The 17,859-nt window shown below is 63.0% G+C and carries 17 protein-coding genes; 6 read left to right on the top strand and 11 right to left on the bottom strand.

Annotation, left to right across the window (positions count from 1 at the left end; genetic code table 11):
- The first annotated feature begins 64 nt into the window (after positions 1-64).
- A complete protein-coding gene (locus tag IMX18_RS24725) occupies positions 65-1,468 on the top strand; it encodes an aminoacyl-tRNA deacylase and HDOD domain-containing protein (protein WP_217190000.1) in 1,404 nt (467 codons plus the stop codon).
- A 134-nt stretch (positions 1,469-1,602) separates the two neighbouring features.
- On the opposite strand, the gene IMX18_RS24720 is transcribed toward IMX18_RS24725, so the two are convergent.
- From IMX18_RS24720 to IMX18_RS24705, 4 genes are all read right to left on the bottom strand, one after another.
- The gene (locus IMX18_RS24720; RefSeq protein ID WP_015272342.1) at positions 1,603-1,977 is read right to left on the bottom strand and encodes a hypothetical protein; all 375 of its coding nucleotides are present in this window, start codon (positions 1,975-1,977) and stop codon (positions 1,603-1,605) included.
- A gap of 148 nt (positions 1,978-2,125) precedes the next feature.
- The gene (locus tag IMX18_RS24715) at positions 2,126-2,425 is read right to left on the bottom strand and encodes an HU family DNA-binding protein (protein ID WP_013974808.1); all 300 of its coding nucleotides are present in this window, start codon (positions 2,423-2,425) and stop codon (positions 2,126-2,128) included.
- A gap of 186 nt (positions 2,426-2,611) precedes the next feature.
- On the bottom strand, positions 2,612-3,760 hold the full coding sequence (locus IMX18_RS24710; protein ID WP_061304787.1) for an NAD(P)/FAD-dependent oxidoreductase: 1,149 nt from the start codon (positions 3,758-3,760) through the stop codon (positions 2,612-2,614).
- Positions 3,761-3,776: 16 nt separating this feature from the next.
- Positions 3,777-3,944, bottom strand: a complete 168-nt coding sequence (locus IMX18_RS24705; protein WP_003253349.1) for a rubredoxin — start codon at positions 3,942-3,944, stop codon at positions 3,777-3,779.
- Between the two features lie 227 nt (positions 3,945-4,171).
- On the opposite strand from IMX18_RS24705, the gene IMX18_RS24700 reads away from it, so the two are divergent.
- Positions 4,172-4,729, top strand: coding sequence for a chorismate--pyruvate lyase family protein (locus tag IMX18_RS24700; protein WP_015272344.1), 558 nt, complete (start codon positions 4,172-4,174; stop codon positions 4,727-4,729).
- Entirely contained in the window at positions 4,729-5,619 is an 891-nt protein-coding gene (ubiA, locus tag IMX18_RS24695; RefSeq protein WP_015272345.1) for a 4-hydroxybenzoate octaprenyltransferase, read from the top strand. Before IMX18_RS24700 ends, ubiA begins: the two co-directional genes overlap by 1 nt.
- Positions 5,620-5,735: 116 nt before the next feature.
- Here the strand turns inward: ubiA and IMX18_RS24690 are convergent, their stop codons facing one another.
- A complete protein-coding gene (locus tag IMX18_RS24690) occupies positions 5,736-6,107 on the bottom strand; it encodes a COG4315 family predicted lipoprotein (protein ID WP_100413070.1) in 372 nt (123 codons plus the stop codon).
- 172 nt (positions 6,108-6,279) lie between these two features.
- Here IMX18_RS24690 and phoB point away from each other — a divergent pair, with 172 nt between their 5' ends.
- From phoB to IMX18_RS24675, 3 genes are all read left to right on the top strand, one after another.
- A complete protein-coding gene (phoB, locus tag IMX18_RS24685; protein WP_003253341.1) occupies positions 6,280-6,969 on the top strand; it encodes a phosphate regulon transcriptional regulator PhoB in 690 nt (229 codons plus the stop codon).
- Positions 6,970-7,017: 48 nt separating this feature from the next.
- Positions 7,018-8,325 carry a phosphate regulon sensor histidine kinase PhoR gene (gene phoR, locus IMX18_RS24680; RefSeq protein ID WP_015272347.1) on the top strand — a complete coding sequence of 436 codons (1,308 nt, stop codon included), beginning with the start codon at positions 7,018-7,020 and terminating at the stop codon, positions 8,323-8,325.
- Positions 8,326-8,543: 218 nt separating this feature from the next.
- Positions 8,544-9,884 carry a hemolysin family protein gene (locus IMX18_RS24675; RefSeq protein ID WP_013974815.1) on the top strand — a complete coding sequence of 447 codons (1,341 nt, stop codon included), beginning with the start codon at positions 8,544-8,546 and terminating at the stop codon, positions 9,882-9,884.
- A 33-nt stretch (positions 9,885-9,917) separates the two neighbouring features.
- Here IMX18_RS24675 and IMX18_RS24670 read toward each other — a convergent pair whose 3' ends face one another.
- The 6 genes from IMX18_RS24670 to IMX18_RS24645 all read right to left on the bottom strand — a co-directional run bounded on the left by IMX18_RS24670 (position 9,918) and on the right by IMX18_RS24645 (position 17,837).
- A complete protein-coding gene (locus IMX18_RS24670) occupies positions 9,918-10,814 on the bottom strand; it encodes a M23 family metallopeptidase (RefSeq protein ID WP_013974816.1) in 897 nt (298 codons plus the stop codon).
- A 239-nt stretch (positions 10,815-11,053) separates the two neighbouring features.
- Positions 11,054-11,956: a response regulator gene (locus IMX18_RS24665; RefSeq protein WP_061304783.1), complete on the bottom strand. Its 903-nt coding sequence runs from the start codon at positions 11,954-11,956 to the stop codon at positions 11,054-11,056.
- A 164-nt stretch (positions 11,957-12,120) separates the two neighbouring features.
- The gene (gene phoU, locus IMX18_RS24660; protein ID WP_013974818.1) at positions 12,121-12,891 is read right to left on the bottom strand and encodes a phosphate signaling complex protein PhoU; all 771 of its coding nucleotides are present in this window, start codon (positions 12,889-12,891) and stop codon (positions 12,121-12,123) included.
- Between the two features lie 63 nt (positions 12,892-12,954).
- A complete protein-coding gene (gene pstB, locus IMX18_RS24655; protein ID WP_003258171.1) occupies positions 12,955-13,788 on the bottom strand; it encodes a phosphate ABC transporter ATP-binding protein PstB in 834 nt (277 codons plus the stop codon).
- 72 nt (positions 13,789-13,860) lie between these two features.
- The gene (pstA, locus tag IMX18_RS24650) at positions 13,861-15,477 is read right to left on the bottom strand and encodes a phosphate ABC transporter permease PstA (protein WP_170976287.1); all 1,617 of its coding nucleotides are present in this window, start codon (positions 15,475-15,477) and stop codon (positions 13,861-13,863) included.
- Positions 15,478-15,548: 71 nt separating this feature from the next.
- On the bottom strand, positions 15,549-17,837 hold the full coding sequence (locus tag IMX18_RS24645) for an ABC transporter permease subunit (protein ID WP_137137770.1): 2,289 nt from the start codon (positions 17,835-17,837) through the stop codon (positions 15,549-15,551).
- Positions 17,838-17,859 lie beyond the last annotated feature (22 nt).

The following is a 17,859-nucleotide window of genomic DNA, read 5'->3' as shown; positions in this document are numbered from 1 at the left end:
TGGATCCAGATTTGCCCAGAGGCTGGTTATACTTCGCGTTTAAAGGAATCAGTGGATACGGACCATGACTGAAGTTGCCCTGGACACCGCAACCCCACACGCTCCCTCGGTCATCCGGCTGCTGCTCGACAAACTCGGCGTGGCCTACCGCGAGGTGGTCGAACATCCGCACCTGCCGGCAGCGTCGCGGGTACAGGCCGTGCTGCTCGACGACGAGGTCGGCGCCCTGATGGTGCTATTCCCGCAGAGCCAGCTGCTGGACCTCAACCGCCTGGCCGAACTGACCGGTCGCAAGCTCACTGCGGTGTCGGTGCCTCGCCTGAAGCAGATGCTGGACAAGCACCAGCTCAAGGCCCTGCCGGGCATCCCGGCGCTGACCAGCTCGCCGTGCCAGTACGAAAAGAGCCTGCTCGACGCCGAAACCGTGTTTATCCAGTCTGGCGAAGCCGGCCTGCTGCTGGAAATCGAACGCGCACACTTCAAGCGGATGCTGGCCAAGGCCAGCGCCAGCAGCTTTGGTCAGGAAGTCGAGGCAATCAACCCCAACCTCGACCGCCCCGATGATGACACCCGGGAAATCACCAACGCCGTCCAGGCCTTCACTGCCCGGCGCATCCAGAAGCGCCTGGAAGAAACCATCGAAATCCCGCCGCTGGCCGACACCGCGCAAAAGATCATCAAGCTACGGGTAGACCCCAACGCCAGCATCGACGATATCACCGGCGTGGTCGAAACCGATCCGGCGCTGGCGGCACAGGTGGTGAGCTGGGCGGCATCGCCCTACTACGCCTCTCCGGGCAAGATCCGCTCGGTGGAAGACGCCATCGTGCGTGTGCTGGGCTTCGACCTGGTGATCAACCTGGCCCTGGGCCTGGCGCTGGGCAAGACCCTGAGCCTGCCGAAAGACCACCCGCAGCAAGCCACGCCGTACTGGCAGCAGTCGATCTACACCGCCGCGATCATCGAAGGCCTGACCCGCGCCATGCCACGGGCCGAGCGCCCCGAGGCCGGCCTGACCTACCTGGCCGGGCTGCTGCACAACTTTGGCTACCTGCTGTTGGCGCACGTTTTCCCGCCGCACTTCTCGCTGATCTGCCGCCACCTGGAGGTCAACCCGCACCTTTGCCACACCTATGTGGAACAACACCTGCTGGGCATCAGCCGCGAGCAGATCGGTGCCTGGTTGATGAAGCTGTGGGACATGCCGGAAGAACTGTCCGCCGCACTGCGCTTCCAGCACGACCCGGCCTATGAAGGCGAGTTTTCGGCGTTCCCCAACCTGGTGTGCCTGGCTACACGATTGCTGCGCTCGCGGGGGATTGGCTCGGGGCCACAGCAGGAGATTCCAGACGAATTGCTGGAGCGGCTGGAGATTACCCGGGACAAGGCCGAGGATGTGGTGAACAAGGTGCTCGAAGCAGAGAGCCTGCTGCGTGAGCTGGCTTCGCAGTTCCACGCACCGCACTGATATCAAAAGGGGCCGCTTTGCGGCCCAATCGCCGGCAAGCCAGCTCCCACAGGGATAGCACTGCCCTCAGGCCTGTGTCGAACCTGTGGGAGCCGGCTTGCCGGCGATTGGGCTGCAAAGCAGCCCCTTCAATTTCAGGCCTTCTTCTTCGGCTTCAGGTACTTCATCAACCCCTGGAACCACATCACCAGCGCCGGGTTGCCCTTGATCTGGATGTGCTTGTCCTGAATCCCCTGCATGAACGCCAACTGCTTGTTACCTGCCTGCATGGTGGTGAAGCCATAGGCGGCGTCCTTGAAGGCAATGGCGAACGCTGGCTGCGGGTGCGCACCGCCTTTGCTGCTGACGCGTTCGTTGTTGACTATGAAGTGCCGGGCGACCTTGCCGTCCAGGGTCTGCATCTGGAACACCAGGTCCTTGCCCTTGAGCTGCTGCTGGAACGCTGGGTTGTTGCGGCTGGCCCTGGCCATCAACAGCCCCATGGCCCAGAGAAGAAAGCGGAACTTCATCAACGCGCCTCGAATTAAAAGTGACTAAGGCGCGCAGTCTATCCTTTTCCAGAACTATTTATGCAAGTTCGAAACATTTTGCCTGCAGAAAGCACAACGGGCGCCCTGGGGCGCCCGCTTGGCTGACACTGGAGTTGTCAGGGAGCGATCACTTGCCTTTCTTGGCCGGCTTGACGGGGGCGTTGACGCTGTCGCGCAGGTTCTTGCCTGGCTTGAAAGCCACGGTATTGCTGGCCTTGATCTTGACCGGTTCACCGGTTTGCGGGTTCTTGCCGGTACGCGCACCGCGATGGCGTTTTTCGAAGGTGCCGAAACCGACCAGGGTCACGGTGTCCTTGTCCAGGGCACCCGTGATGCTGTCGAGAATCGCGTTCAAAACCTGATTGGCCTTTTCCTTGGTCAGATCGGCCTTTTCGGCGATGACGGCGGCGAGTTCTGGTTTGCGCATAGTGAAGCCTCTTTGACGGAATTCTTGTTGTTATGCCGTGCTGCCCTGGGAGCAGCGCTCAAGGCACCGCAGGCTCTAATCTGCGGCAGACGGAAGTGAGGATGGCACGTGCACAGGGGCCGCGCCAGTATCTGGGCGGCCATTGTGCAAGCAACAACAGGATAAATCCGACAGAACGCCAGCTATTTACGCCATCACGGCCGGCAGCTGGCGATTCAGGGCCAGCTTTTCCATCACGGCCGCCCCGGTGAGGGCGTAGCCCAGCAGCTTGCCCTCTGCATCAAGGCAGAGCACCTTGAGGTCACTGCCCTGCCCCTCTACCTGCCAGGTGCCTTCGTGGCCCTGGGGCGGCGGCGAGACCACCAGCGGGCAGGCCGGGGTTTTCACGGTGATCGGCATCGGCCCGTAGGCGACCGTTGTCGGCTTGCCGGCCAGGGTTTGCGCCAGGGCCCGGGCACAGCTCATCAGCGGCATCACATAAAGCAGGTTGATGCCATCGACTTCGGCACAGTCGCCAAGGGCAAAGATATTGGCGTGGGACGTGCGCAACTGGCGGTCCACGCAAACGCCGCGGTTGGTCTGCAGGCCAGCAGCGGCAGCCAGGTCGGTGCGCGGGCGCAGGCCGATGGCCGAAACCACCAGGTCGCAGGCGATCACGCTGCCGTCGGACAAGTGCGCCTCCAGGCCCTGCGCCACCTGCTGCAGGCGGGTCAGTACCGGGCCGAGGTGAAAGCGCACGCCCAGGCCTTCCAGCCCGGCCTGCAGGGCAGTGGCAGCAGCCGGGTGCAGCAGGGTCGGCATGACTTGCTCGCACGGCGCCACCACGTCGACCTGGAAGCCGCCCAGGCTCATGTCGTTGGCGAATTCGCAGCCGATCAGGCCGGCACCGAGGATCAGCACACGCTGTTTGCCGACGGCGGCGGCACGGAAGCGCGCGTAGTCTTCCAGATCGTTGATCGGGAACACCCGATCGCCGCCATCACCTTCGATCGGCACCTGCACCGTCTGCGCCCCCCAGGCCAGCACCAGATCGCGGTATTCCACCGCCTCTTCACCTATCCACAAGCGCTTGTGGCCCGGGTCGATGCCGCTGATGCGGGTATGGGTGCGAATCTCGGCATTCAGTTGCTCGGCCATGGCGCCCGGCTCGGCCATGCACAGGCCGTCGGCGTCCTTCTGCTTGGCAAAGCCGGTGGACAGCATGGGCTTGGAGTAGGAACGACCGTCATCGGCGGTGATCAGCAGCAGCGGCGTCTGCGCATCGAGCTTGCGAAATTCACGGGCCAGGTTGTAGCCCGCAAGGCCGGTACCGATGATTACCACAGGGGACGTCATGTCGTGCTTTCCTCGATTAGCCGATGGAGATCATTTCAAAGTCGCTCTTGCCCACGCCGCAGTCGGGGCACAGCCAGTCTTCAGGCACGTCTTCCCAGCGTGTGCCGGGGGCGATGCCGTCGTCGGGCCAGCCTTCGGCTTCGTCGTAGATCAGGCCACAGACAATACATTGCCACTTCTTCATCAGGTCTTTTTCCTCGGTTCAAGCTGGAGCTTTGTGTTGCTGCTGATGGCCTCTTCGCGGGTGAACCCGCTCCTACAGCGACCGCGTAGCCTGTGGGAACGGGTTTACCCGCGACGAAGCCTGCGCGCAATTCGTGGGGCTTTGTAGCGGCCCTGTCAGCAGTATGCAAGCAGTCCGGGCAATCATGCTAAGCTCGCCGCCTCTCTGGTTGTAACAAGCAGACCGACGTGTCGTACGAATCCCCGCAAGCAGCCGCTGTCGCGTGGCTGCCGTATTCACGGCTGGCGACCGACATCGACCAGCCCACCCTTGACTGGCTGTTCGACGAGGGCTCGCTGACCCGTCGCCTGACCCGCCTGTCCAACGATCACTTCTCCGTTACCCCGCTGTTCGAGGGCTGGCAGCCGCTGCGCGATGACGAATGCCAGGCACTGGGCATCGCCGCCGGTGCCGAAGGCTGGGTGCGCGAGGTGTACCTGCGCGGCCATGGCCAACCCTGGGTGTTCGCCCGCAGCGTCGCCAGCCGCAGCGCCCTGGAGCGCGGCGGGCTGGACCTTGAAACCTTGGGCAGCCGTTCGCTGGGCGAGTTGCTGTTCTGCGACCAGGCATTCATCCGCCACCCCATCGAGGTGTGCAGTTATCCACAGGCCTGGCTGCCGAGCGAGGCCGCCCATACTGCGCTGTGGGGCCGCCGGTCGCGCTTCGAACGTGGCGGCCTGGACCTGCTGGTGGCGGAGGTGTTTCTGCCGGCATTGTGGCAAGCGGCCAAGGAGGAAAACCGCTGATGTACCTGCAACTGCTGAAGTCTCTCAACCGCCTGCACCCACGGGCCTGGGACTTTGTCCAGCTCAGCCGCATGGACCGGCCAATTGGTATCTACCTGCTGCTGTGGCCGACCTTGTCGGCGGTGTGGATTGCTGGCAACGGTTCACCAACCCTGGCCAACGTGCTGATCTTTGGCCTCGGTGTGGTGCTGATGCGCGCCGCAGGTTGCTGCATCAACGACTTTGCCGACCGCAAGGTGGACGGCCACGTCAAACGCACCGCCGACCGCCCCCTGGCCAGCGGCCGGGTCCGCCCGCGCGAAGCATTGGCGCTGTTCGCCATCCTGGTCGGAGTGAGCTTCCTGCTGGTGCTGTGCACCAACAGCCGCACGGTGTGGCTGTCGTTCGGTGCGGTAGCTCTGGCGTTCTGCTACCCGTTCATGAAGCGCTACACCTATTACCCGCAGGTGGTGCTGGGGGCGGCGTATTCCTGGGGCATTCCCATGGCCTTCACCGCAGCGGGTGGCGAGCTGCCGGCCAGCGCCTGGCTGTTGTATATCGCCAACCTGCTGTGGACGGTGGGCTACGACACCTACTACGCCATGGTCGACCGTGATGACGACCTGAAGATTGGCGTGAAGTCGACCGCCATCCTGTTCGGCGATGCCGACCGCACCATCATCCTGACCTTGCAGCTGCTGTCGCTGGGCTGCCTGTTGCTGGCCGGCAGCCGCTTCGAGCTGGGTGGCTGGTTCCACCTGGGGCTGCTGGGCGCGGCGGCGTGCTTTGCCTGGGAGTACTGGTCGACGCGCAAGCTGGACCGGGAGTCGTGCTTCAAGGCGTTTCTGCACAATCACTGGGCGGGGATGCTGGTGTTTATCGGGGTGGTGCTGGATTACGCACTGCGCTGAATATTCTGGGGCTGCCTTGCAGCCCATCGCGACACAAGGCCGCTCCTACAGGGTATCGCGCATTCCTGTAGGAGCGGCCTTGTGTCGCGATGGGCCGCAAAGCGGCCCCGGCAATCTCAAGGCTTGGCAACGTGCCAGACGTCCTTCATGCCGTCACCGGTCATGTCGCCGGCCTTTTTGTCCTTGATGAAGGTGTACAGCGGCTTGCCGTCATAGGCCCACTGCTTGCTGCCATCATCGCGCATCACTACTGTCCACTTGTCCTTGGCCGGTTCGTCATTGGCCTTGACCATCAGCGGCGGCCAGTTCTTGGCGCATTCGCCATTGCACATCGACTTGCCGCCCGCATCCTTGTCGAAGGTGTACAGGGTCATGCCGGCATGATCGACCAACATGCCGCCCTTCTCCATCGCATGGTCGGCCATGGCCACCCCCGGGAGCGCCAGCGCAGTGAAAAGGGCCATCCAGCTCAGCGTTTGTCGTGTCATTGGATTCACCATTGTTTCGGGGGGATTGGGTTCAAGTTGCCGCAACCACGGCCCTTTCAAGCCTAGTTCAGTCACGGAATGTCGCCAGAACGGCCAACACCCTGTCACACAGCTGCAATAATTCCGTTATCTAATGCGGGCCAAGACACCGTATCCAGGAGAGGTTTTGAGCATGGTTGGCAGGAACATTCTGATCGTCGACGACGAAGCACCAATTCGCGAGATGATCGCCGTTGCCCTGGAAATGGCCGGCTATGACTGCCTGGAAGCGGAAAATTCCCAACAGGCCCACGCGATCATCGTCGACCGCAAACCGGACCTGATACTGCTCGACTGGATGCTGCCGGGCACCTCCGGCATCGAGTTGGCCCGCCGCCTCAAGCGCGACGAGCTGACCGGCGACATCCCGATCATCATGCTCACCGCCAAGGGTGAAGAGGACAACAAGATCCAAGGCCTGGAAGTGGGTGCCGACGACTACATCACCAAGCCGTTCTCACCACGCGAGCTGGTCGCCCGCCTGAAAGCCGTGCTGCGCCGCACCGGCCCGAGCGACAGCGAGGCACCGATCGAAGTCGGTGGCCTGCTGCTCGACCCGATCAGCCACCGCGTGACCATCGACGGCAAGCCAGCCGAGATGGGCCCTACCGAATACCGCCTGCTGCAGTTCTTCATGACCCACCAGGAGCGCGCCTACACCCGTGGCCAACTGCTGGACCAGGTATGGGGCGGTAACGTCTATGTCGAGGAACGCACCGTCGACGTACACATCCGCCGCCTGCGCAAGGCGCTGGGTGAAGCCTACGAAAATCTGGTACAAACCGTCCGGGGCACCGGCTACCGCTTCTCGACCAAGAGCTGATCGAGCTGAAAGGCGCCAAGCTGCACGTCGTTGTACAAGGACCGTCAATTGAACCAGAACTGGCACGCGACCCTGATTCGCCACCTGCTACTGCTGATTACCGTCTGCCTGATCGGTGGGCTGCTCAGTGGCTACTATGGCTGGAGCCTGGCCATCGGCCTGGCGCTCTACCTGGGCTGGACCCTCAAGCAACTGCTGCGCCTGCATGACTGGCTGCGCAACCACCAACCCGACGAAGCACCGCCCGATGGCTACGGGCTGTGGGGCGAGGTGTTCGACAGCATCTACCACTTGCAACGCCGCGACCAGCGTGTACGCGGCCGCCTGCAGGCGGTGATCGACAGGGTGCAGGAGTCTACTGCCGCACTGCGAGACGCAGTGATCATGCTCGACAGCGATGGCAACCTGGAATGGTGGAACCGCGCCGCCGAGACCCTGCTGGGCTTCAAGACCCCACAGGACGGCGGCCAGCAGGTGACCAACCTGGTGCGCCACCCGCGCTTCAAGGAGTACTTCGAGGCAGGAAACTACCTCGAGCCGCTGGAAATCCCTTCGCCGATCAACGACCGCATGCGCGTGCAGTTGCACATCACCCGCTACGGCAACAACGAGCACCTGATGCTGGTGCGCGACGTTACCCGCATCCACCAGCTGGAGCAGATGCGCAAGGACTTCGTCGCCAACGTGTCCCACGAGCTGCGCACGCCGCTGACGGTCATCACCGGCTACCTGGAAACCCTGCTGGACAACGTCGAGGACGTGAACCCGCGCTGGAGCCGAGCCCTGCAACAGATGAGCCAGCAAGGCTCACGCATGCAGACACTGCTCAACGACCTGTTGCTGCTGGCCAAGCTTGAGGCCACCGACTATCCGTCGGACAACCACCCGGTGGCGGTCGATGCCTTGCTCTGCGCGATCAAGAACGACGCCCAGGCTCTGTCCGGGCCCCGCAAACAGCGCATCACCCTTGAAGCCGCGCCCGGTGTGCAGTTGAAGGGCAGCGAGTCAGAGCTGCGCAGTGCCTTTTCCAACCTGGTGTTCAACGCGGTCAAGTACACCCAGGACGAAGGCAGCATCCGGATTCGCTGGTGGGCCGATGCCCAGGGCGCACACCTGTCGGTGCAGGACTCGGGGGTGGGCATCGATGCCAAGCACCTGCCACGTCTGACCGAGCGCTTCTACCGGGTCGACTCCAGCCGTGCGTCGAATACCGGGGGCACCGGGCTGGGGCTGGCGATCGTCAAGCATGTGCTGATGCGCCACCGCGGCAAGCTGGAGATCAGCAGCGTGCCGGGGCATGGCAGTACGTTTACCTGTCACTTCGCGCCGGCACAATTGGCCAACGGCAAGGCTTGAGGGCCTCGGGGGCTGCTTTGCAGCCCATCGCGACACAAGGCCGCTCCTACACGGGATCGCGGAGCGGCCTTGTGTCGCGATGGGGCGCAAAGCGCCCCCAAAGAATCCATCGCCCTTTGCTTTTACGGTCCCAGCCGCTACATTGGACCCCCTGTGCCAGCAAGAGCTGGCACTTTTTTTCTCTCTATCTCGAAGACGGACCCCGTAAAAACTCCATCATGGACCCTTCCCCTGGTATCAGCCTCACCTCGTTATTCGCCGATTTCGGCATGATCATCTTTGCCTTGCTCCTGGTGCTGCTCAACGGCTTCTTCGTTGCCGCCGAGTTCGCCATGGTCAAGCTGCGCGCTACCCGCGTCGAGTCCATCGCCGAGTTGCATGGCTGGCGTGGCAGCATCCTGCGCAAAGTACACAACCAGCTCGACGCCTACCTGTCGGCCTGCCAGCTGGGGATCACCCTCGCCTCGCTGGGCCTGGGCTGGGTCGGTGAACCGGCGTTCGCCCACCTGCTCGAGCCGCTGCTGGCATACCTTGGCGTGGACACGCCCGAGCTGATCAAAGCGATCTCGTTCTTCGTCGCCTTCTTCGTCATTTCGTACCTGCACATCGTGGTCGGTGAGCTGGCGCCCAAGTCCTGGGCCATCCGCAAGCCAGAACTGCTGTCGCTGTGGACCGCCGTGCCGCTGTACCTGTTCTACTGGGTGATGTACCCGGCCATCTACCTGCTCAATGCCAGCGCCAACACCATCCTGCGCATTGCTGGCCAGGGCGAGCCCGGCCCGCATCACGAGCACCACTACAGCCGTGAAGAACTCAAGCTGATCCTGCACTCCAGCCGTGGCCAGGACCCGAGCGACCAGGGCATGCGCGTGCTGGCCTCGGCCGTGGAAATGGGCGAGCTGGAGGTGGTCGACTGGGCCAACTCGCGCGAGGACATGGTCAGCATCGACGCCCATGCGCCGTTGAAGCAGATCCTGGCGCTGGTGCGCCGCCACAAGTTCAGCCGCTACCCGGTGTACGACGCCGAGCGTGAGGAGTTCACCGGCCTGCTGCATATCAAGGACCTGCTGCTGGAACTGGCCGAACTCGAGCACCTGCCCGAAACCATCGACCTCGACGACCTGGCCAGGCCGCTGGAGCGCGTGTCGCGGCACATGCCCCTGGCGCAATTGCTGGAGCAGTTCCGCAAGGGCGGCGCGCACTTCGTGCTGGTGGAGGAAGCCGATGGCAAGGTGATTGGCTACCTGACCATGGAAGATGTGCTGGAAGTGCTGGTAGGTGACATCCAGGACGAGCACCGCAAGACCGAGCGCGGCATCCTCGCCTACCAGCCGGGCAAGCTGCTGGTGCGTGGCGACACGCCGCTGTTCAAGGTCGAGCGCCTGCTGGGCGTCGACCTTGACCATATCGAGGCGGAAACCCTCGCGGGGCTGGTCTACGAGACACTCAAGCGCGTGCCTGAAGAAGAGGAAGTGCTGGAGGTCGAAGGGCTGCGCATCATCATCAAGAAGATGAAAGGGCCGAAGATCGTGCTGGCCAAGGTGCTCAAGCTGGATTGAGGGCCAGGGGGCTGCAAAGCAGCCCCAAAAATCTCAGGGGTTACCCGCGGTAAAGTCAGGCAACCCACCAATCGGCCTGTCGAACCGATAAGGTATCGACTCCAGCGCCAACCCCACATTGCGCTGTACTACGAAATGCAGGTGCGGCCCGGTGCTGTTGCCGGTATTGCCCGACTTGGCCAACATCTGCCCCTGCCGCACCCGTTGCCCCTCTGCCACCACCACCGAACCGCGCATCAGGTGCAGGTACACACCCATGGTACCGTCCGGGTGCAGGATCCTGACGAAATTGCCCGAGGGGTTGGGGCCGCGCCCGCTCTGGCTGTTCTCCGTCTTCACCACCACCCCTTCCCTCGCCGCGATGATGGTGGTGCCTTCGGGCATGGCGATGTCCATGGCGTAACGCCCCTTGGGCCCAAAATGACTGACCCGGCCATTGGGGCCCTGGGTCACGCGGAACGGCCCGCCAATCCAGGGGAATGCATAGCGGAAGCCCTGGGGCCGCTTGCCCGGGTCGCCCATGGCCTGTAGCAGGGTCGAGCGGTAGTTCAGCAGCATCCCGGGGCGCCCCCTGAGCACGCTGAGCATTTGCGTGGTGCGCGGCGGCAGTACCCGGCGCACGGTACGCGGGGCATTGCCACCTTGTGCGTTCACCAGGTTGTCCAGGCGCAACTCCACCTCCACTGGCACGTGTAGCTGGTTGCGGGCCGAAAAGCTCACGCCGCCGTTGAAGGTTATCGCGTTCAGCAGAACCTGGCCTTCGGGCACCTCGACCATAGGCACGCGCCGCACAAAGGTTTTGGCACCGGGGCCGGGCCGGTCGGAATAGGAGGTCACACGGCCATCATCGGTGATCTCGTAAATAGTCATGCCCAGGCTCGACGCCGAGGCCATGAGCAATGCACAGAACAGCAGCAGGCGGGCGGGCATGATAGTGGCTTTTTGACAGTTATGATTTGTCGAAGCCTAGCAGGGGGTTTTGCGGCGGGTATGACAGTTGGTCGGATGGCCCTGGGGTGCGCAGTTTTTTGTAGGAGCAGCCTTGTGCTGCGAATGGGCTGCAAAGCAGCCCCGGCAATGCTTGCGGCGGCATTCATGCCTGGGGGCTGCTCCGCAGCCCATTCGCAGCACAAGGCTGCTCCCACAAAAAATGCGGTGTGAGACTGGGATCAGGCACCAGGGGTAAAGTGCTTCTGCGCCGTCCCGCGGGCAATCAGCCGCGACAGGTAGTCGAGCTTCTGGGCATCCTGATCGACGAACTTGAAGGTCAGTTGCAACCAATCGCTGTCGGGCTTGGGCTCAAGTGCCGCGACGGCATGCAGGTAGCCGTTCAGGCGCGCGATTTCGGCGTTCTCGCCCTGCTCCAGGTCCAGCACCGCGCCTTCCAGCACCTGTGGCAGCGCTTCGCCACGGCGCACCACCAGCAGCGCCTCTTTCAGGCTCAGCGCCTTGATCACGCACGGCTGCATGCCGCCGGCCAGGCGCAACTGGCCCTGGCCACGGCCGGTCGGCGCAGGAGCGGCGGGCCGGGGGGCATTGGCCACTGGCCTGGCGGGTGCGGTTGCGGGTACCGGAGCTGGCGCCGCGACCTTCACCGCTTCAGGCTTGCCGGCTGTCAGCGCATTCAGCGAGTCATTGGCGAATGCCGAGTTGACCCGTGCCGGGCCGCTGGACATCAGGCTGTCGAGCTTGCCGATCTTGGTCAGGGCCTTTTTCACCTTGGTCAGCAACTGCTCGTTGGTGAACGGTTTGCCGACAAAATCGGAAACGCCCGCCTGAATCGCCTGGATGACGTTTTCCTTGTCGCCACGGCTGGTCACCATGATGAATTGCAGGTTCTTCAACTCAGGCTGCTGGCGGCACCAGGTGAGCAGTTCCAGGCCGGACATTTCCGGCATTTCCCAGTCGCACAGAACCAGGTCGAACGCTTCCTTGCCCAGCATGGCCATTGCCTTGCGACCGTTGACGGCGTCGTCGATGGTCATGCCCGGGAAGGCATTGCGCAGGCATTTGCGGACCAGATCACGGATAAACGGGGCGTCATCCACGACCAGCACATTCACTTTACTCATCGATACTCCTTCTGAATCCCGACTAGCCTACCGCCGAATAATGGCCACTTGCTACAACCTGGTCACGCCGGGACTTCTTCACATCGTTCGCGGGTGCCTGCCGGCTCCTCGACCGCAAACGAAAACGCCCGGCCAAGGCCGGGCGTCGATGCTCGGGAGCAACCTTACTTATCGTCAGGTTCAGCCGGAACATTAGCGTTTTCGCCGTCGGAAACAGCAGTGCCTTGCACTTCTGCCGTCATGCGCTTGAGGCCCATGTGACGCACGTCGGTGCCGCGCACCAGATAGATCACCAGCTCGGAGATATTGCGCGCATGGTCGCCGATACGCTCCAGCGAACGCAGGACCCAGATCACGCTCAGTACCCGCGAGATCGAGCGCGGGTCTTCCATCATGTAGGTCACCAGCTCACGCAGGGCGGTCTTGTATTCGCGGTCGATGGTCTTGTCGTACTGGGCCACCGACAGTGCCAGGTCGGCGTCGAAGCGGGCAAAGGCGTCCAGCGCGTCACGGACCATGTTGCGTACCTGGTCGCCGATGTGGCGCACCTCGACATAGCCACGCGGTGACTCGCCTTCCTCGCACAGCTGGATGGCGCGGCGGGCGATCTTGGTCGACTCGTCACCGATGCGCTCCAGGTCAATCACCGACTTGGAGATGCTGATGATCAGACGCAGGTCGGAGGCCGCCGGCTGACGACGGGCGAGGATGCGCAGGCACTCCTCGTCGATGTTGCGCTCCATCTGGTTGATCTGCTCGTCGACTTCGCGCACTTGCTGGGCCAGGCCCGAGTCGGCTTCGATCAGCGCAGTGACTGCGTCGTTGACCTGCTTTTCGACCAGGCCGCCCATGGCCAGCAGGTGGCTACGCACCTCTTCGAGCTCGGCGTTGAACTGCTGGGAAATGTGATGCGTAAGGCTTTCTTTGTTGATCATCGTTCGCTCCGCGAAGAAGCTGCAAGCTTCAAGTAGTTCGTGTCGTGCCCTGGCTGGCCAGGCTTAGCCGTAGCGACCGGTGATGTAGTCTTCGGTCTGTTTCTTCGCCGGGTTGGTGAACAGGGTGTCGGTATCCCCGAATTCGACCAGTTTGCCCATGTACATGAACGCGGTGTAGTCCGAAACACGGGCCGCCTGCTGCATGTTGTGGGTCACGATGACGATGGTGTACTTGGATTTCAATTCGTAGATCAGTTCCTCGACTTTCAGCGTCGAGATCGGGTCCAGTGCCGAGCACGGTTCGTCGAGCAGCAGCACTTCCGGCTCCACGGCGATGGTGCGGGCGATGACCAGACGCTGCTGCTGGCCACCGGACAGGCCCAGTGCCGAATCGTGCAGGCGGTCCTTGACCTCGTCCCACAGTGCCGCGCCCTTCAGCGCCCATTCGACCGCTTCGTCCAGCACGCGCTTCTTGTTGATGCCCTGGATCCGCAGGCCGTAGACCACGTTCTCGTAGATGGTCTTTGGGAACGGGTTGGGCTTCTGGAACACCATGCCCACACGACGGCGCAGCTCGGCCACGTCTTCGCCCTTGCGGTAGATGTTATTGCCATACAGGTTGATGGCGCCCTCCACGCGGCAACCATCAACCAGATCGTTCATGCGGTTGAAGGTGCGCAGCAGGGTCGACTTGCCGCAGCCGGACGGGCCGATAAAGGCGGTCACGCGCTGCTTGGGAATGTTCATCTGCACATCGAACAGCGCTTGTTTGTCACCGTAGAACAGGCTCAGGCCCGGCACTTCGATGGCTACGGTTTCTTCGGCCAGGCGCAGGCTCTGCTTGTCGCGGCCCAGGGCAGACATGTCGATGCCGTGGGTATGGGATTCTTGCTGCATGGTCAACTCCATACGCTAACAATTCGTTTCTAAGGGCCGCCCGTTTCACGGGCGGCACGCTTGCAATCAGGATCAGCTGTCGAGGGCCTTGTACTTCTCGCGCAGGTGGTTACGGATCCACACGGCCGAGAGGTTGAGGGCCGCGATCACCAGCACCAGCAGCAACGCCGTGGCGTATACCAGAGGCCGCGCGGCTTCTACGTTGGGGCTCTGGAAGCCGACGTCATAGATATGGAAGCCCAGGTGCATGATCTTCTGGTCCAGGTGCAGGTACGGGTAGTTCCCGTCCACCGGCAGGGATGGAGCCAGCTTTACCACACCCACCAGCATCAACGGCGCCACTTCACCGGCGGCGCGGGCTACGGCGAGGATCATGCCGGTCATCATCGCCGGGCTGGCCATCGGCAGGACGATCTTCCACAGGGTTTCGGCCTTGGTAGCGCCCAGGGCCAGCGAGCCTTCGCGCACGGTGCGCGGGATACGCGCCAGGCCTTCCTCGGTGGCCACGATCACCACCGGCACGGCCAGCAGCGCCAGGGTCAGCGATGCCCACAACAGGCCTGGGGTACCCAGGGTTGGCGCCGGCAGTGCTTCGGGGAAGAACAGGCGGTCGATCGAGCCACCCAGCACGTAGACGAAGAAGCCCAAGCCGAACACGCCGTAGACGATCGCCGGCACACCCGCCAGGTTGTTCACCGCGATGCGGATCAAGCGGGTCACCGGGCCCTGTCTGGCGTATTCGCGCAGGTACACGGCAGCCAGCACACCGAACGGGGTGACGATCACGGCCATGATCAGGGTCATCATCACGGTACCGAAGATGGCCGGGAAGATACCGCCCTCAGTGTTGGCTTCACGCGGGTCATCGCTGAGGAACTCCCAGACCTTGGTAAAGTAGGTGCCCAGCTTGGTGAACCCCGACATGGCGTTAGGCTGGATGGCGTGCACCACCTTGCTGAGGTTGATTTCCACTTCACGGCCGTTGCCATCACGGGCCACCAGGCTGTCGCGGGCGAAGGCCTGGTGCAGACCGGCCAGGCGGTCTTCGATGGCCTTGTAGCGACTGTTCAGCTCGGCGCGCTCGGCGTCCATATCGGCCTGGGCGGCGGCGTCCAGCTTGCCGTCCAGCTCCAGCTTGCGCGCTTGCAGACGCAGGCGCTCGAGGCCATGGTTGATGGCGCCGATGTCTTTCTTTTCGAGGCTTTGCAGTTCGCTGTTGAGCTGGTTGGCGCGCTTGAGGCGGGCCTGCAGCTCGGCCCAGGCCGCAGCGCCTTCGGCGACCACGCGGCCTTCTTCCTTGACGCTGACCAGGTAACCGTAGAAGTTGCCCCACTCGCGGCGCTCCAGGGCGACCAGGTCGGTCGGGTGCCTTTCGTCGACCAGCCAGTCGCCGACCACCCAGGTGAAGTCGCTGCCGTTGAGGTCGCGGTTGCCCACCTTGATCAGCTCACGGGTCATGAACTCCGGGCCTTGGTCAGGCACTGGCAGGCCAGCGCCCTTCAGGCGGGCACGGGGTACTTCTTCCTTTTGCACCACTTCGCCAATGACGACATGGTCGGCCTGGCCCGGCACCTTGTAGGTAGCCTGGACAAGATCGGCCGGCCAGAAGTGGCCCAGGCCGCGCACGGCAATCACCGCCAGCAGGCCAACGGTCATGATCACTGCCATGGCCACCGCGCCGCCGCTCATCCAGACGCCTGGGGCGCCGCTCTTGAACCAGCCTTTGAGGGAATCCTTTTTCACGGATCGCTACCTTTCTATCAAAGCGACGAGTATTTCTTGCGCAGACGCTGGCGAATCAGCTCGGCCAAGGTGTTCATGATGAAGGTGAACATCAGCAGCACCAGCGCGGCCAGGAACAGCACGCGGTAGTGGCTGCCGCCGACTTCCGATTCCGGCATTTCCACCGCCACGTTGGCGGCCAGGGTGCGCATGCCCTCGAACAGGTTCAGCTCCATCACCGGGGTGTTGCCGGTGGCCATCAGCACGATCATGGTCTCGCCCACCGCACGGCCCATGCCGATCATCAGCGCCGAGAATATACCTGGGCTGGCGGTGAGGATGACCACGCGGGTCAGGGTCTGCCAGGGCGTCGCACCCAGCGCCAGGGAGCCCAGGGTCAGGCTGCGCGGCACACTGAACACGGCGTCTTCGGCGATGGAGTAGATGTTCGGGATGACCGCGAAGCCCATGGCGATACCCACGACCAGGGCATTGCGCTGGTCGTAGGTTATCCCCAGGTCGTTGGTGATCCACAGGCGCATGTCACCGCCAAAGAACCAGTTCTCGAGGTGCGGGCTCATGGTCAGGGCGAACCACCCGGTGAACAGGATGACCGGGATCAGGATCGCCGCTTCCCAGCCATCCGGGATACGCAGGCGAATCGACTCGGGCAGGCGGGTCCAGGCGAAGCCGGCCAGCAGGATACCGAGCGGCATCAGCAGGAACAGGCTGAACACGCCCGGCAGGTGGCCTTCCAGATACGGGGCCAGGAACAGGCCGGCGAAGAAGCCGAGGATCACCGTCGGCATCGCTTCCATCAGTTCGATCACCGGCTTGACCTTGCGGCGCATGCCCGGGGCCATGAAGTAGGCAGTGTAGATGGCCGCGGCAATCGCCAGCGGGGCCGCCAGGATCATGGCGTAGAACGCAGCCTTGAGGGTACCGAAGGTTAGCGGCGACAGGCTCAGTTTGGGCTCGAAGTCGGTGTTCGAAGCGGTCGATTGCCAGACGTATTTCGGCTCGTCGTAGTTCTCGTACCACACCTTGCCCCACAGCGCGCTGAAGGAAATTTCCGGGTGCGGGTTGCGCAGGCTAAGTGGCAGCAGCTTGCCACCTTCCTCGATGATGATGCGGTTGGCACGTGGCGACAGGGCCAGGATGCCTGGGCCTTCGGCGGCCGGCTCGACCAGCAGGGTACGGTGCGCGGTGCTGTGGAACACGCCCAGCTCGCCTGCGGCGTCGAGGGCCACGAAGCCCTTGCGACGCTCTTCGGCGTCGATCTGCACGACTGCGGCCTTGCCCATCTGGAAAGTGCGGATCAGCTTGAAGCGCGATTCACCATCCGGGTCACGGGCCATGAACCACTGGGCCAGGCCGCCCTTGGAATCACCGATGATCAGCGAGATGCCGCCGACCAGCTGGGCGGTGGCGGTAATTTCGGTGTCGGCGCTTTCAGACAGTTTGTAGCGGCCGTTGAGGCTCTTGTCGCGCAGGTTGAACACGTCCGCGGTGGCACGGCCGTTGATCACGTACAGCCACTGCTGACGCGGGTCGATGAAGATGTTCTTCACCGTTTCGGTCATCTGCGGCAGTTCGATGCGGTTCTGCTCGGTCGTGACCTCTTCGGTCATCATGTTCTCGGTGCGGATCAACTCGACCACCTGCAGGTGCGCGCCGGTGGAAGCAGCCAGCAGCAGGGTGTCGCCATTAACGTTTACGCTGACATGATCCAGCGCACGCCCCTGCTCGTCGAGCACGAACGGCTGCTCGCCGTACGGGTAGTCGATGCCGGGGGCGATGGTTTTCTTGTTGTCCGGGTAGGTGATCTTGTAGGTGTGGTGAAACACCAGCGCCTGGCCATTGGACAAGCCCAGCACCACCAGCGGGCTACCCGGCTGGTCGGCACTGATCGAAGTGACCTGGGTGCCTGCCGGCAGTGGCAGGTCGACACGCTTGAGCTCGTTACCGGTCTTGGTATCGAAGAACAGTGCCTGGCCCTTGTCCGAAACACGCATGCCCACCAGGTTCTGCTCTTCAAGCGCGATCATCAGCGGCTTGCCGGCATCCTGTTGCAGCCAGGTCGGCTCCAGGGCTTTTTTGCTGGTCAGCTCGGCCCCCTGGAACAGCGGCAGCACCACATAGGCCAGATAGAAGAAGATCAGGGTGATAGCCGCCAATACGGCAAGCCCGCCTACCAGTACATACCAGCGGGTCAGGCGGTCCTTTAGCGCGCGCATGCGGCGCTTGCGTTGCAACTCCGGCGTATTGAAATCAATCCGCACGGGCTGGGAGTTTTGGGTCATGTTGGAATTGGCCAGATCATTCATGCGCACACCCTAGCGGTCCCGT

It is taken from the genome of Pseudomonas shirazica (assembly GCF_015168335.1).
Classification (GTDB): domain Bacteria; phylum Pseudomonadota; class Gammaproteobacteria; order Pseudomonadales; family Pseudomonadaceae; genus Aquipseudomonas; species Aquipseudomonas asiatica.
Note: the sequence above shows the minus strand (reverse complement) of the source record. Positions and strands in the feature narration are given on the sequence as shown.

Coding starts and splice junctions, on each gene's coding strand:
- IMX18_RS24725 (WP_217190000.1), top strand. CDS start 65: ATGACTGAAGTTGCCCTGGACACCGCAACCCCACACGCTCCCTCGGTC.
- IMX18_RS24720 (WP_015272342.1), bottom strand. CDS start 1,977: ATGAAGTTCCGCTTTCTTCTCTGGGCCATGGGGCTGTTGATGGCCAGG.
- IMX18_RS24715 (WP_013974808.1), bottom strand. CDS start 2,425: ATGCGCAAACCAGAACTCGCCGCCGTCATCGCCGAAAAGGCCGATCTG.
- IMX18_RS24710 (WP_061304787.1), bottom strand. CDS start 3,760: ATGACGTCCCCTGTGGTAATCATCGGTACCGGCCTTGCGGGCTACAAC.
- IMX18_RS24705 (WP_003253349.1), bottom strand. CDS start 3,944: ATGAAGAAGTGGCAATGTATTGTCTGTGGCCTGATCTACGACGAAGCC.
- ubiA (WP_015272345.1), top strand. CDS start 4,729: ATGTACCTGCAACTGCTGAAGTCTCTCAACCGCCTGCACCCACGGGCC.
- IMX18_RS24690 (WP_100413070.1), bottom strand. CDS start 6,107: ATGACACGACAAACGCTGAGCTGGATGGCCCTTTTCACTGCGCTGGCG.
- phoB (WP_003253341.1), top strand. CDS start 6,280: ATGGTTGGCAGGAACATTCTGATCGTCGACGACGAAGCACCAATTCGC.
- IMX18_RS24675 (WP_013974815.1), top strand. CDS start 8,544: ATGGACCCTTCCCCTGGTATCAGCCTCACCTCGTTATTCGCCGATTTC.
- IMX18_RS24670 (WP_013974816.1), bottom strand. CDS start 10,814: ATGCCCGCCCGCCTGCTGCTGTTCTGTGCATTGCTCATGGCCTCGGCG.
- IMX18_RS24665 (WP_061304783.1), bottom strand. CDS start 11,956: ATGAGTAAAGTGAATGTGCTGGTCGTGGATGACGCCCCGTTTATCCGT.
- phoU (WP_013974818.1), bottom strand. CDS start 12,891: ATGATCAACAAAGAAAGCCTTACGCATCACATTTCCCAGCAGTTCAAC.
- pstB (WP_003258171.1), bottom strand. CDS start 13,788: ATGCAGCAAGAATCCCATACCCACGGCATCGACATGTCTGCCCTGGGC.
- pstA (WP_170976287.1), bottom strand. CDS start 15,477: ATGAGCGGCGGCGCGGTGGCCATGGCAGTGATCATGACCGTTGGCCTG.
- IMX18_RS24645 (WP_137137770.1), bottom strand. CDS start 17,837: ATGAATGATCTGGCCAATTCCAACATGACCCAAAACTCCCAGCCCGTG.